Source organism: Enterobacter sp. WI-ESBL-E8, assembly GCF_053364895.1.
Window position 1 is genome coordinate 4,469,362 of the sequence record NZ_JBRWXJ010000001.1, and the last position, 14,484, is coordinate 4,483,845.

8 protein-coding genes are annotated in these 14,484 nt (G+C 57.5%); 6 read left to right on the top strand and 2 right to left on the bottom strand.

Going from position 1 to position 14,484, the window contains the following annotated elements; translation table 11 throughout:
• Nucleotides 1-4: 4 nt before the first annotated feature.
• From holC to ahr, 4 genes are all read left to right on the top strand, one after another.
• Nucleotides 5-448, top strand: a complete 444-nt coding sequence (holC, locus tag ACWHWP_RS21295; RefSeq protein ID WP_008502815.1) for a DNA polymerase III subunit chi — start codon at nucleotides 5-7, stop codon at nucleotides 446-448.
• Entirely contained in the window at nucleotides 448-3,303 is a 2,856-nt protein-coding gene (locus ACWHWP_RS21300) for a valine--tRNA ligase (protein ID WP_063957227.1), read from the top strand. Before holC ends, ACWHWP_RS21300 begins: the two co-directional genes overlap by 1 nt.
• Before the next feature lie 123 nt (nucleotides 3,304-3,426).
• The gene (locus tag ACWHWP_RS21305; RefSeq protein ID WP_059312161.1) at nucleotides 3,427-3,930 is read left to right on the top strand and encodes a GNAT family N-acetyltransferase; all 504 of its coding nucleotides are present in this window, start codon (nucleotides 3,427-3,429) and stop codon (nucleotides 3,928-3,930) included.
• An 83-nt stretch (nucleotides 3,931-4,013) separates the two neighbouring features.
• The gene (gene ahr / locus ACWHWP_RS21310; protein WP_032650403.1) at nucleotides 4,014-5,033 is read left to right on the top strand and encodes an NADPH-dependent aldehyde reductase Ahr; all 1,020 of its coding nucleotides are present in this window, start codon (nucleotides 4,014-4,016) and stop codon (nucleotides 5,031-5,033) included.
• A gap of 92 nt (nucleotides 5,034-5,125) precedes the next feature.
• Here the strand turns inward: ahr and ACWHWP_RS21315 are convergent, their stop codons facing one another.
• Entirely contained in the window at nucleotides 5,126-6,772 is a 1,647-nt protein-coding gene (locus tag ACWHWP_RS21315; RefSeq protein WP_447856336.1) for a glycerone kinase, read from the bottom strand.
• Between the two features lie 137 nt (nucleotides 6,773-6,909).
• Between ACWHWP_RS21315 and ACWHWP_RS21320 the strand changes: the two genes are divergently transcribed.
• Entirely contained in the window at nucleotides 6,910-8,412 is a 1,503-nt protein-coding gene (locus ACWHWP_RS21320) for a helicase HerA-like C-terminal domain-containing protein (RefSeq protein ID WP_447856337.1), read from the top strand.
• Here ACWHWP_RS21320 and ACWHWP_RS21325 read toward each other — a convergent pair.
• Entirely contained in the window at nucleotides 8,392-9,333 is a 942-nt protein-coding gene (locus ACWHWP_RS21325; RefSeq protein WP_123138612.1) for a TIGR01212 family radical SAM protein, read from the bottom strand. The two genes, ACWHWP_RS21320 and ACWHWP_RS21325, sit on opposite strands and share 21 nt — an antisense overlap.
• Nucleotides 9,334-10,020: 687 nt before the next feature.
• Between ACWHWP_RS21325 and gltB the strand changes: the two genes are divergently transcribed.
• Nucleotides 10,021-14,481: a glutamate synthase large subunit gene (gene gltB, locus ACWHWP_RS21330; protein WP_059312157.1), complete on the top strand. Its 4,461-nt coding sequence runs from the start codon at nucleotides 10,021-10,023 to the stop codon at nucleotides 14,479-14,481.
• Nucleotides 14,482-14,484 lie beyond the last annotated feature (3 nt).

Below are 14,484 nucleotides of genomic sequence, written 5' to 3' on the forward strand. Positions count from 1 at the left end.
ATATATGAAGAATGCAACGTTCTACCTTCTGGACAACGACACCCATCAGGATGGCCTCAGCGCCGTAGAACAGCTGGTGTGTGAAATTGCCGCAGAACGTTGGCGCGCAGGTAAACGCGTTCTGATTGCCTGTGAAGATGAACAGCAGGCGATTCGTCTTGACGAAGCGCTGTGGGCGCGCCCGCCGGAGAGTTTTGTGCCGCATAACCTGTCAGGCGAAGGTCCACGCGGCGGCGCACCGGTTGAAATTGCCTGGCCGCAAAAGCGCAACAGCAGCGCGCGCGATATTCTGATTAGCCTGCGGATAGATTTTGCAGATTTTGCCACCGCTTTCACAGAAGTGGTAGACTTTGTCCCTTACGAAGAATCTTTGAAACAACTGGCGCGCGAACGCTATAAAGCGTACCGCCTGGCTGGTTTTAACCTGAATACGGCAACCTGGAAATAATGGAAAAGACATATAACCCACGCGATATCGAACAGCCGCTTTACGAGCACTGGGAACAGCAGGGCTATTTCAAGCCTAACGGCGACGAAAGCAAAGAGTCCTTCTGCATCATGATCCCGCCGCCGAACGTCACCGGCAGTTTGCATATGGGTCATGCTTTCCAGCAGACCATCATGGACACCATGATCCGCTACCAGCGCATGCAGGGTAAAAACACCCTGTGGCAGGCGGGGACTGACCACGCGGGTATCGCGACCCAGATGGTAGTTGAGCGTAAAATTGCCGCTGAAGAAGGAAAAACCCGCCACGACTACGGTCGCGACGCGTTCATCGACAAAATCTGGCAGTGGAAAGCGGAATCAGGCGGCACCATTACCCGTCAGATGCGCCGTCTCGGCAACTCCGTTGACTGGGAGCGCGAGCGCTTCACCATGGATGAAGGCCTGTCCAACGCCGTTAAAGAAGTCTTCGTCCGCCTCTACAAAGAAGACCTGATTTACCGCGGCAAGCGCCTGGTAAACTGGGACCCGAAACTGCGTACCGCAATCTCCGATCTGGAAGTGGAAAACCGCGAGTCTAAAGGCTCCATGTGGCACATCCGCTATCCGCTGGCCGACGGCGCAAAAACCGCCGACGGTAAAGATTACCTGGTGGTCGCGACCACCCGTCCGGAAACCCTGCTGGGCGATACCGGCGTGGCCGTTAACCCGGAAGATCCGCGTTATAAAGATCTAATCGGCAAATTCGTGGTGCTGCCGCTGGTGAACCGCCGTATTCCGATTGTGGGCGACGAACACGCCGACATGGAAAAAGGCACCGGCTGCGTAAAAATCACCCCGGCTCACGACTTCAACGACTACGAAGTCGGTCGTCGTCACGCCCTGCCGATGATCAACATTCTGACCTTCGACGGCGATATCCGCGAAAGCGCAGAAGTGTATGACACCAAAGGCAACGAATCCGACGTTTACTCAAGCGACATCCCGGCTGAGTTCCAGAAGCTGGAACGTTTTGCTGCGCGTAAAGCCATCGTGGCTGCCGTTGACGCACTCGGCCTCCTGGAAGAGATCAAACCTCACGATCTGACCGTGCCGTACGGCGACCGTGGCGGCGTGGTTATCGAGCCAATGCTGACCGACCAGTGGTACGTGCGTGCCGACGTGCTGGCGAAACCGGCTGTTGAAGCGGTTGAGAACGGCAGCATCCAGTTCGTGCCGAAGCAGTACGAAAACATGTACTTCTCCTGGATGCGCGATATTCAGGACTGGTGTATCTCCCGTCAGCTGTGGTGGGGTCACCGCATCCCGGCATGGTATGACAACGAAGGCAATGTCTACGTTGGTCGCACCGAAGACGAAGTCCGTCAGGAAAACAACCTGGGCGCGGATGTTGCCCTGCGTCAGGATGAAGACGTGCTGGATACCTGGTTCTCCTCCGCGCTGTGGACCTTCTCCACCCTCGGCTGGCCAGAAAACACCGACGCGCTGCGTCAGTTCCACCCAACCAGCGTGATGGTGTCCGGCTTCGACATTATCTTCTTCTGGATTGCCCGTATGATCATGATGACCATGCACTTCATCAAAGACGAAGACGGCAAGCCGCAGGTTCCGTTCCATACCGTCTACATGACCGGTCTGATCCGCGACGATGAAGGCCAGAAGATGTCCAAGTCCAAGGGCAACGTGATTGACCCGCTGGATATGGTTGACGGTATCTCTCTGGAAGACCTGCTGGAAAAACGTACCGGCAACATGATGCAGCCGCAGCTGGCTGAGAAAATCCGCAAGCGCACCGAGAAGCAGTTCCCGAACGGGATTGAGTCTCACGGTACCGACGCCCTGCGTTTCACCCTGGCGGCGCTGGCCTCTACCGGCCGCGACATTAACTGGGATATGAAGCGTCTGGAAGGTTACCGCAACTTCTGTAACAAGCTGTGGAACGCCAGCCGCTTTGTGCTGATGAACACGGAAGATCAGGACTGCGGCTTCAACGGCGGCGAGATGACTCTCTCACTGGCGGACCGCTGGATCCTGGCGGAATTCAACCAGACGGTGAAGGCCTTCCGCGACGCGCTGGACAGCTACCGCTTTGATATCGCCGCGGGCATCCTGTACGAATTTACCTGGAACCAGTTCTGCGACTGGTATCTGGAGCTGGCGAAGCCGGTGATGAACGGCGGTTCTGAAGCAGAGCTGCGCGGCACGCGCAACACGCTGATTACCGTTCTGGAAGGTCTGCTGCGCCTGGCGCATCCGGTCATTCCATTCATCACCGAAACCATCTGGCAGCGCGTGAAGGTGATTGCGGGCATCAACGCAGACACCATCATGCTGCAGCCGTTCCCGGAATTCGATGCTGCTAAGGTTGATGAAGCCGCATCAGCGGATACCGAGTGGCTGAAACAGGCGATCGTTGCGGTACGTAACATCCGTGCTGAAATGAATATCGCCCCGGGCAAACCACTGGAGCTGCTGCTGCGCGGCTGCAGCGAAGCGGCTGTTCGTCGCGTCACCGAGAACAACACCTTCCTGAAAACCATGGCGCGTCTGGAAAGCATCACCGTGCTGCCTGCTGATGACAAAGGTCCGGTTTCCGTGACCAAAATCATCGACGGCGCCGAACTGCTGATCCCGATGGCGGGTCTCATCGACAAAGATGCCGAGCTGGCTCGTCTGGCGAAAGAAGTGGCGAAAGTCGACGTGGAAATCGGCAAAATCGAAAGCAAACTGGCGAACGAAGGCTTTGTCGCCCGTGCGCCGGAAGCGGTCATCGCGAAAGAACGTGAGCGTCTGGTTGCCTTCGCCGATGCGAAGACCAAGCTGATTGAGCAGCAGGCGGTTATTGCAGCCCTGTAATGCTATTACCCCTTACGCTTCAGGGCGTAAGGGGTACCCTTCCTGAAAACTCCTCGCTTGCACTCCTTTTTCTGCGGTGCTATTAACAGCAGTTGTGTGTCAATTTTTGTAATGAGTAATGCTATGAGCGTGATTACCCCCGTCGCTACGACGATGCGTCGGATCGCTGTGCAGGACAACCCGGCTATCGCCGCCGTTATCCGTACGGTTTCTGCCGAATATGGCCTGACGGCTGACAAAGGCTATACGGTTGCCGACCCAAATCTCGACGAGCTGTTCCAGCTGTACAGCCAGCCGGGCCATGCCTACTGGATAATTGAACAGAACGGCCAGGTTGTAGGCGGCGGCGGCGTAGCGCCACTCAGCTGCAGCGAGCCGGATATCTGTGAACTGCAGAAAATGTATTTCCTGCCAGCGGCGCGCGGGCAAGGTCTGGCGAAAAAGCTGGCACTGGTGGCTCTGGACCACGCGCGCACTCAGGGTTTTAAACGCTGTTACCTCGAAACTACCGCTTTCCTCAAAGAGGCCATCGGCCTGTATGAACATCTGGGCTTTGAGCATATTGATGCACCGCTGGGCTGTACCGGCCACGTTGATTGCGAAGTCAGGATGCTGAAAATTCTGTAACTATCTTTGCTGCCCCCTTCTGTTAAGCGGCGCTGAACTGAATGCTCTACACTCTCAGTTCACACCACAACGGGGGAAACACGATGTCGAAGATAAAAAGCTACGCCGCACCGCAGGCGGGTGCAGAACTTGAGCTGTACGAATACGATGCGGGCGAACTAAAAGCAGAAGACGTCGAAGTACAGGTTGATTACTGCGGGATCTGCCACTCGGATCTCTCGATGATCGACAACGAATGGGGCTTTTCAAGCTATCCACTGATTGCCGGGCACGAGGTCATTGGCCGCGTCGTTGCGCTCGGTAGCGCCGCGCAGGACAAAGGGCTGAAAGTGGGCCAGCGCGTGGGCATTGGCTGGACGGCACGCAGCTGCGGCCACTGCGACGCCTGTATCAGCGGCAACCAGATCAACTGCCTCGAAGGCGCCGTTCCCACTATTCTGAACAAAGGCGGTTTTGCCGATAAGCTGCGCGCCGACTGGCAATGGGTCATTCCTCTGCCGGACAGCATTGATATTGAGTCTGCCGGTCCGCTGCTGTGCGGCGGTATTACCGTCTTCAAACCGCTGCTGATGCACCATATTACCGCCACCAGCCGCGTGGGCGTCATCGGTATTGGCGGCCTGGGGCATATTGCCATCAAACTGCTGCACGCGATGGGCTGTGAAGTGACGGCGTTCAGCTCGAACCCGGCGAAAGAGAAAGAAGTTCTGGCGATGGGCGCGGATAAAGTCGTGAACAGCCGCGATCCGGAAGCCCTGAACGCGCTGGCGGGTCAGTTTGACCTGATCATTAACACCGTCAACGTCGATCTCAACTGGCAGCCGTACTTTGAAGCGCTGGCCTACGGCGGTAACTTCCACACCGTGGGTGCCGTGATGAAGCCGCTGCCGGTTCCGGCGTTTACCCTGATCGGCGGGGATCGCAGCGTATCCGGCTCTGCGACCGGCACGCCGTTCGAGTTGCGCAAACTGATGAAGTTTGCTGGACGCACGAAAGTGGCACCGACCACCGAACTGTACCCGATGTCGAAAATCAACGAAGCCATCCAGCACGTGCGCGACGGCAAAGCCCGTTATCGCGTGGTGTTGAAAGCGGATTTTTGATGTGAGATTGCCGGGGAATGTGCGGCATGGTGCCCTCACCCCAACCCTCTCCCACGGGGAGAGGGCGCAAACACTAAAAACGGTAACGGTTGTTACCGTTTTGCATCTACCATGGCCTTAAACACCTCTGCCACCGCGACCGCTCCCGGATCCATCACCCCGTCCAGATTCTCTTTGTTCACATACGATGAGCGCCCCGCACCGGCTTTCTCCATTTTCGCCGTTGCCTCTGCCCCCTGCTGTGCCGCCTGCACTGCCGCCTGAAGATCGCCGTTCTGCAAGGCTTCCAGCGCCGGCTGCAGCGCGTCGATCAGCGTGCGATCGCCGAGATCCGCCCCGCCGTACTGCTTCATCTGCGCCAGCCCGCTCAGCAACGCTTCCGGTAGCGACTGTCCATCGTGAAGCTTTTGCCCGGCCGCGGTAAAGAAGATCGACATTAATACCCCGCTCGATCCGCCCATCACCGTGGCCAGCCGCTCGCCCACCAGCAACAGCAGCTTAGACACATCGTTAAGCGGGAGTGTGTTTTCCTCCAGACGCTGCGCAATATCCCGCGCGCCTTGCGCAAAGGTAGAGCCGGTATCCCCATCCCCCACTTTCGCATCCAGCGCGTTCAGGCGGTTTTCCAGCTGGATCAGCGTGTTCGTCACTGAGGAGACACATTCTCTCACCCGCGTATTGTCCGATGGGGTGAATTCCACACGATCGTGAATGGCGCTATGTGCCACGGTACGCATCGGTGCAAACGCCACCGGCTTCTGCCAGCCCAGCGTCTCGACATCGGCATGAATCGCCTTTTCGAAGAAATCGTTGAGCTTCAGCAACGTCAGCGAAAAACCCTTCATATCCAGGGCGCTCACCAGCGGCGCAGGGCCAATCAGGTACGCGATCTCCTCTTTCAGCGCCGAGTGCGCCAGCTCTTTCGTCAGCAGCGCCATCTCCAGCGCCGATACGCCGCCAAGATTGTTAATCAATACCGCAAAGCGCCCCGTACCCGCCTGCGCCCTCAACGGTGCCACCAGCGTGTCGATAATCGCTTTGCTGTTTTGCGTATCCACCACGGAAGCTCCGGGTTCGCCGTGAATGCCCAGACCCAGCTCGACGTGGCCTTGCCTAATGCGCCCCTCATCATCGTCGCTGCCCGGCAGGTTACAGGTTTGCATCGCCACACCCAGGCTCCAGAGGTTGTCGCAGGCCTGCTGCGCAATCTCCCGCACTTCGCTCAGCGATTTTCCGTGCTCCGCCGCATAGCCTGCAATCTTGTGCACCAGTGCCGTACCGGCAATACCGCGCGGCTGCTTGTTATCCGGCAGCGCAATGTCGTCCGCCACAATTACCATCTCGACCTTCAGTCCATAGCGTTTGGCCTTTTCAGCGGCCAGGCCGAAGTTCAGGCGGTCACCGGTATAGTTTTTGACGATCAGCAGACAGCCGCGATCGCCCGTGACCGCAACGATGGCATTGAGCACCGCATCCACGCTCGGCGAGGCAAACAGATCGCCACACACTGCCGCCGTCAGCATGCCTTTACCGACAAACCCGGCGTGCGCGGGTTCGTGACCTGAGCCGCCGCCGGAGATCACCGCCACGCGACTTTTGTCCCAGTCGCCGCGCGCGACAATCCTGATAGCCGGATCGATATCGAGTTTGACAAGGTTTGCGCGCGGCGCAGAGAGGAGTATGCCTTCTATGGCATCGTTGACCAGCTGTTTGCGGTCGTTAAAGAAGAATCTGGACATAGTTTCCCACTATTTTGTGAACCGTATGCAAAAGCATAGTCCGCACTGGATAATGCGCCGCAAAGTCAGCAATTTACTCAGCCAAATTGCCGTCAGGTTGCCTATACTGCACCCAGGACTAAGAGAGGAAGCGCATCATGAGTACACCATTGTTAATTGCCCGGACGCTGGAAAAAGAGCTGTATTTACTGCCCGCGATGGCAAACCGCCACGGTCTGATCACCGGTGCGACCGGGACGGGGAAAACCGTCACCCTGCAAAAGCTAGCGGAGTCGCTTTCAGAGATTGGCGTACCGGTCTTTATGGCTGACGTGAAAGGCGATTTAACCGGTGTGGCTCAGGAGGGTACCGCCTCTGAAAAACTGCTCGAACGGCTGAAGAATATTGGCATCACGGACTGGACCCCGCACGGTAATCCGGTAGTCGTCTGGGACATCTTTGGCGAGAAAGGCCACCCGGTACGCGCTACCATCTCCGATCTCGGCCCGCTGCTGCTGGCTCGCCTGCTTAACCTCAATGACGTGCAGTCCGGAGTGCTGAACATTATCTTCCGCATTGCCGATGACCAGGGTCTGCTGCTGCTCGATTTCAAAGATCTGCGGGCCATTACCCAGTACATCGGCGATAACGCGAAATCCTTCCAGAACCAGTATGGCAATATCAGCAGCGCGTCGGTGGGCGCTATTCAGCGCGGGCTACTGACGCTTGAGCAACAGGGCGCCGAGCACTTCTTCGGCGAGCCGATGCTGGATATCAAAGACTGGATGCGCACCGACAGCAGCGGCAAAGGCATTATTAATATCCTGAGTTCAGAGAAGCTCTACCAGATGCCGAAGCTCTACGCCGCCAGCCTGCTGTGGATGCTCTCTGAGCTTTACGAGCAGTTACCCGAAGCTGGCGATCTGGATAAACCGAAGCTGGTCTTCTTCTTCGACGAAGCGCACCTGCTGTTCAACGACGCGCCGCAGGTATTGCTGGACAAGATTGAACAGGTGATTCGCCTTATCCGCTCCAAAGGCGTCGGCGTCTGGTTTGTGTCGCAAAACCCGTCGGATGTCCCGGACAACGTACTGGGCCAGCTCGGTAACCGCGTGCAGCACGCCCTGCGCGCCTTTACGCCGAAAGATCAAAAAGCGGTGAAAGCCGCGGCGCAAACCATGCGCGCTAATCCGGCCTTTGATACCGAAGCGGCGATTCAGGCGTTAGGCACCGGTGAAGCGCTGATCTCGTTCCTTGATGCGAAGGGCAGCCCGTCCGTGGTGGAACGCGCAATGGTGATCGCCCCCTGCTCGCGCATGGGGCCGGTGACGGACGATGAGCGCAACGGCCTGATTAACCACTCCCCGGTGTACGGAAAGTACGAAGACGAGGTAGATCGCGAATCTGCGTTCGAAATGCTGCAAAAAGGGGTACAGGCGACCACCGAATCGCAGGATGCGCCAGCTGCCAAAGGGCAGTCTGTCGCGGTGGATGACGGTATTCTCGGTGGACTCAAAGACATTCTGTTCGGCAGCACCGGGCCGCGCGGCGGCAAGCGTGATGGCGTGGTGCAGACCATGGCGAAAAGCGCCGCGCGGCAGGTCACGAATCAGATAGTGCGCGGCATGCTGGGGAGTTTACTAGGCGGCCGTCGTCGGTAGACGGGGAACCCACGGGTGGCCAAGCGCCGAACCCTGTACGCCGTGCTCATGCAGATAGCGGTCGATTTCCACCATCCCCGTCCAGCGGTTCTCACACCACAGCGGTGCCAGAAGCGTTGGGCGGCGGGCGCTGGCGGAAATGCGGTGGTAAACAATCTCCGGCGGCGTGTGGCGAATCATCTCCCCTGCCGTCACCGTATACTCGTCGAGTTCAATGCCGTTCAACCGTCCGGCTTCCCAGGCTTTCGCCATAATGCTGCCCTTAACGATATGCAGCGGGTGCAGCTTGATGCCGTCCACACCGGTTTCAACTACCCTTTCCAGCGTTTCAAGGCCATGCTGTTGACCTTCTCCGGGCAAGCCGACAATCAGATGCGAGCAGACCTTCAGCCCGCGCTCGCGAGCAAGGCGCGTGGTGCGCTGGTAGCAGGCAAAATCATGGCCACGGTTGATCCGGTGCAGCGTTTTGTCATGCGCGGTCTGTAGACCCAGCTCCAGCCAGATCTCATAGCCTTGCTCTTTATACTCGCTGAGCAGGTCCAGCACCGCGTCCGGCACGCAGTCCGGGCGCGTACCCACGCACAGCCCGACAATATTGGCCTGGCTGACGGCCTGCTGATACATGTCGCGCAGCACCTGCACCTCCGCCCACGTGCTGGTGTAGGCCTGAAAATAGGCCAGATACTGCTTCGCACGGTTTACCAGACTCGCCTGATGTGAAAGCTGCTCGACGATGGAGCGGTGCTGCTGGGTCTCATCAGCAAACGAGGCAACGTTACAGAAGGTGCAGCCGCCGCGCCCAATCGTGCCATCCCGGTTTGGACAGCTAAACCCGCCATGCAGCGTCAGCTTGTGAACCTTTTGACCATAACGCTGCAAAAGATCCCCACCAAACATATTGACTAATTTCTGTAACTGCATAATCTGATAGACCGTCCCGGAGAAAGGGGACAAGCCTGCCATTTTTAGCCTCTGTCGGCGATGACCTGGATCAATCGCCCTGGACGGCCTTTATCTATATGAATAAATACTCAGGATTACTGCAATTTCATTCACCCCGGTCGTAATTACTTTTCCTTATGTTCTGATTGTTTTTTTCATTTATAGCGCCACCACGGTAAAACAGTGGCTTTATGCGGGTTTGCAGCCAATACCAGATTATTATTCTGGTATGAAACCGCTATTCAGCACGCTACATTGATAATACCGCTTTCATATAGTGAGTCAGATCACACTCCGCTGCGTCCTGTCTGGGCATACAATCAATGTAAAAATAGTTAAATTCTTTTTACATACAAAGATATAGCGCCTCTTTAGCACATTTTTGTATAAATAAGATTGCCATTTGACCTGTGTACCAATTCCCGATAAGTTGGAAATCCGCTGGAAGCTTTCTGGATGAGCGGCCTGCTCATCATATTTATGCAGTAATTGAGATTCCCTCTGAAGCAAGTCCTCAAACTTGTTTACCTGCGCGAAAGGATGAAAAAGAGGGCGAATGCGAGGTCCGCGTATGAAACGCAAACCCCGTCGCCATGCTCTTTCTGCGCCTGTGCGCCACGGTAAAGTTCAGAGAGAAGCCCGACGAGCCTGGGGAGGTTCACTGATATGTTGTACGATAAATCCCTTGAGAAGGATAACTGTGGTTTCGGCCTGATCGCCCACATAGAAGGCGAACCTAGCCACAAGGTAGTGCGTACTGCTATTCACGCACTGGCCCGAATGCAGCACCGTGGCGCCATCCTTGCCGATGGTAAAACCGGCGACGGTTGCGGCCTGCTGCTGCAAAAACCCGATCGTTTCTTCCGCATCGTGGCGGAAGAGCGCGGCTGGCGTTTAGCCAAAAACTACGCTGTCGGTATGCTGTTCCTGAACCAGGATCCTGAAAAGGCTGCTGCCTCACGCCGCATCGTCGAAGAAGAACTTCAGCGTGAAACCCTGTCTATTGTCGGCTGGCGTAATGTGCCAACCAATGAAGGGGTGCTCGGTGAAATCGCCCTCTCCTCGCTGCCTCGCATTGAACAGATTTTCGTCAATGCGCCTGCGGGCTGGCGTCCACGTGATATGGAACGCCGTCTGTTTATCGCCCGCCGCCGCATTGAAAAACGTCTCCAGGACGATAAAGAGTTCTACGTCTGTAGCCTCTCAAACCTGGTCAACATCTATAAAGGTCTGTGTATGCCGGCTGACCTGCCGCGCTTCTACCTGGACCTGGCGGACCTGCGTCTGGAATCGGCCATTTGCCTGTTCCACCAGCGCTTCTCCACAAACACCGTACCTCGCTGGCCGCTGGCTCAGCCGTTCCGCTATCTGGCGCACAACGGCGAGATCAACACCATTACCGGTAACCGCCAGTGGGCCCGCGCCCGTACCTATAAGTTCCAGACACCACTGATCCCTGACCTGCACGATGCCGCACCGTTCGTGAACGAAACCGGCTCGGACTCCAGCTCAATGGATAACATGCTGGAACTGCTGCTGGCGGGCGGGATGGACATCGTTCGCGCCATGCGCCTGCTCGTGCCACCTGCCTGGCAGAACAACCCGGATATGGACCCGGAACTGCGCGCGTTCTTCGACTTTAACTCCATGCACATGGAGCCGTGGGACGGCCCGGCGGGCATCGTGATGTCCGACGGTCGTTTTGCCGCCTGTAACCTGGACCGTAACGGTCTGCGTCCGGCGCGCTACGTCATCACCAAAGATAAGCTCATCACCTGCGCCTCTGAAGTCGGGATCTGGGATTACCAGCCTGACGAAGTGGTTGAGAAAGGCCGCGTCGGTCCGGGCGAGTTGATGGTTATCGACACCCGCGGCGGGCGCATTCTGCATTCCGCCGAAACCGACAATGATCTGAAGAGCCGCCACCCGTACAAAGAGTGGATGGAGAAAAACGTGCGTCGCCTGGTGCCGTTTGAAGACCTGTCGGACGAAGAAGTGGGCAGCCGTGAGCTGGACGACGATACCCTCGCCAGCTACCAGAAGCAGTTTAACTACAGCGCGGAAGAGCTGGATTCGGTTATCCGCGTGCTCGGTGAAAACGGCCAGGAAGCGGTCGGCTCCATGGGTGACGATACCCCGTTTGCCGTGCTCTCCAGCCAGCCGCGCATCATTTATGACTATTTCCGTCAGCAGTTCGCGCAGGTCACCAACCCGCCAATCGACCCGCTGCGTGAAGCGCACGTCATGTCGCTGGCCACCAGCATTGGTCGCGAGATGAATGTCTTCTGCGAGGCCGAAGGCCAGGCGCACCGTTTGACCTTTAAATCGCCGATCCTGCTGTACTCTGATTTCAAACAGCTCACCACCATGAAAGAGGAGCACTACCGCGCCGACACGCTCGACATTACGTTTGACGTGAACGAATCGAGCCTCGAAGAGACGGTGAATGCGCTGTGTGACAAAGCCGAACAGATGGTACGTAACGGTACCGTTCTGCTGGTGCTGTCTGACCGTAATATCGCGAAAAATCGACTGCCGGTACCCGCGCCAATGGCGGTAGGTGCTATCCAGACGCGTCTGGTCGATAAGAGCCTGCGCTGCGACGCCAACATCATTGTTGAAACCGCCAGCGCCCGCGACCCGCACCACTTTGCCGTGCTGTTAGGCTTTGGTGCGACGGCGATCTACCCGTATCTTGCCTACGAAACGCTGGCCCGTCTGGTGGATACCCGCGCGATCGACAAAGACTACCGTGCTGTGATGCTTAACTACCGTAACGGCATCAACAAAGGTCTGTACAAGATCATGTCCAAAATGGGCATCTCGACCATTGCCTCCTACCGCTGTTCGAAGCTGTTTGAAGCGGTCGGCCTGCATGACGAGGTCGCTAACCTCTGCTTCCAGGGCGTGGTCAGCCGCATCGGCGGCGCTGGTTTTGCTGACTTCCAGCAGGATCTGGTGAACCTGTCTAAACGCGCCTGGCTGGCACGTAAGCCGCTGGATCAGGGCGGTCTGCTGAAATACGTTCACGGCGGCGAGTATCATGCCTATAACCCGGACGTGGTGCGCACGCTGCAGCAGGCGGTTCAGAGCGGCGAATACAGCGATTATCAGCAGTATGCTGAGCTGGTAAATAACCGTCCGGCGGCGACGCTGCGCGACCTCATTGCCCTCAATCCGGGTGATGAAGCGGTCAGCATTGACGAGGTTGAGCCAGCATCCGAACTGTTCAAACGCTTCGACACCGCGGCGATGTCCATCGGCGCGCTGAGCCCGGAAGCCCACGAAGCGCTGGCGGAAGCCATGAACAGCATCGGCGGCAACTCCAACTCCGGTGAAGGCGGTGAGGATCCTGCACGTTACGGTACCAACAAAGTCTCCCGTATCAAGCAGGTGGCATCCGGTCGCTTTGGCGTCACGCCAGCGTACCTGGTCAACGCCGACGTGATTCAGATTAAAGTCGCTCAGGGTGCAAAACCGGGCGAAGGCGGTCAGCTGCCGGGTGATAAAGTCACCCCGTATATCGCCAAACTGCGCTACTCCGTGCCGGGCGTGACGCTGATCTCTCCGCCACCGCACCACGATATCTACTCTATCGAGGATCTGGCGCAGCTGATTTTCGACCTGAAACAGGTCAACCCGAAAGCAATGATCTCCGTGAAGCTGGTTTCCGAACCGGGCGTCGGTACCATCGCTACCGGTGTGGCGAAAGCCTATGCGGACCTTATCACCATCGCCGGTTACGACGGCGGTACCGGTGCAAGCCCGCTCTCCTCCGTGAAATATGCGGGCTGCCCGTGGGAACTCGGTCTGGTGGAAACCCAGCAGGCGCTGGTGGCTAACGGTCTGCGTCACAAGATCCGCCTGCAGGTGGACGGTGGCCTGAAAACCGGCCTCGACATCATCAAAGCGGCGATTCTGGGCGCTGAAAGCTTCGGCTTCGGCACCGGCCCGATGGTTGCGCTCGGCTGTAAATACCTGCGTATTTGCCACCTGAACAACTGCGCAACCGGTGTTGCGACCCAGGATGAGAAGCTGCGTAAGAACCACTACCACGGCCTGCCGTTCAAAGTGACCAACTACTTTGACTTTATCGCCCGCGAAACCCGCGAGCTGATGGCCCAGCTGGGCGTTAAACGCCTGGTGGACCTGATTGGCCGTACCGACCTGCTGAAAGAGCTGGAAGGCTTCACCGCGAAGCAGCAGAAACTGGAGCTGAGCAAGCTGCTGGAAACCGCGCAGCCGCACCCGGGCAAAGCGGTCTACTGCACAGAGAACAACCCGCCGTTCGATAACGGCGTGCTGAACGCACAGCTGCTGCAGCAGGCGAAGCCGTACGTGGACGACAAGCAGAGCAAAACGTTCTGGTTTGATATCCGCAACACTGACCGTTCCGTAGGCGCGTCGCTCTCCGGTTACATCGCGCAAACGCACGGTGACCAGGGGCTGGCAGCGGATCCGATCACCGCGCACTTCAGCGGTACCGCGGGTCAGAGCTTCGGCGTGTGGAACGCAGGCGGCGTTGAGCTGTACCTGACTGGTGATGCCAACGACTACGTCGGTAAAGGCATGGCGGGCGGTCTGCTGGCGGTGCGTCCTCCGGTAGGTTCAGCCTTCCGCAGCCATGAGGCAAGCATCATCGGTAACACCTGTCTGTACGGCGCGACCGGCGGTCGTCTGTTTGCAGCGGGCCGTGCAGGTGAACGTTTTGCGGTGCGTAACTCCGGTGCTATCACCGTGGTGGAAGGCATTGGCGATAACGGTTGTGAATATATGACGGGCGGGATTGTTTGCGTCCTGGGTAAAACCGGCGTGAACTTTGGCGCAGGCATGACGGGCGGTTTTGCATACGTCCTGGATGAAGACGGTGAGTTCCGCAAACGCGTGAACCCTGAACTGGTGGAAGTGCTGGACGTTGATACGCTGGCCATCCACGAAGAACACCTGCGCGGTTTGATTACCGAGCACGTGCAGCATACCGGTTCTTCGCGCGGCGAAGAGATCCTGGCGAACTGGCCGGCGTTCTCTGCGAAATTCGCGCTGGTTAAACCGAAGTCCAGCGATGTTAAAGCCCTGTTGGGTCACCGTAGTCGTAGCGCAGCAGAGCTGCGCGTGCAGGCGCAGTAAGGA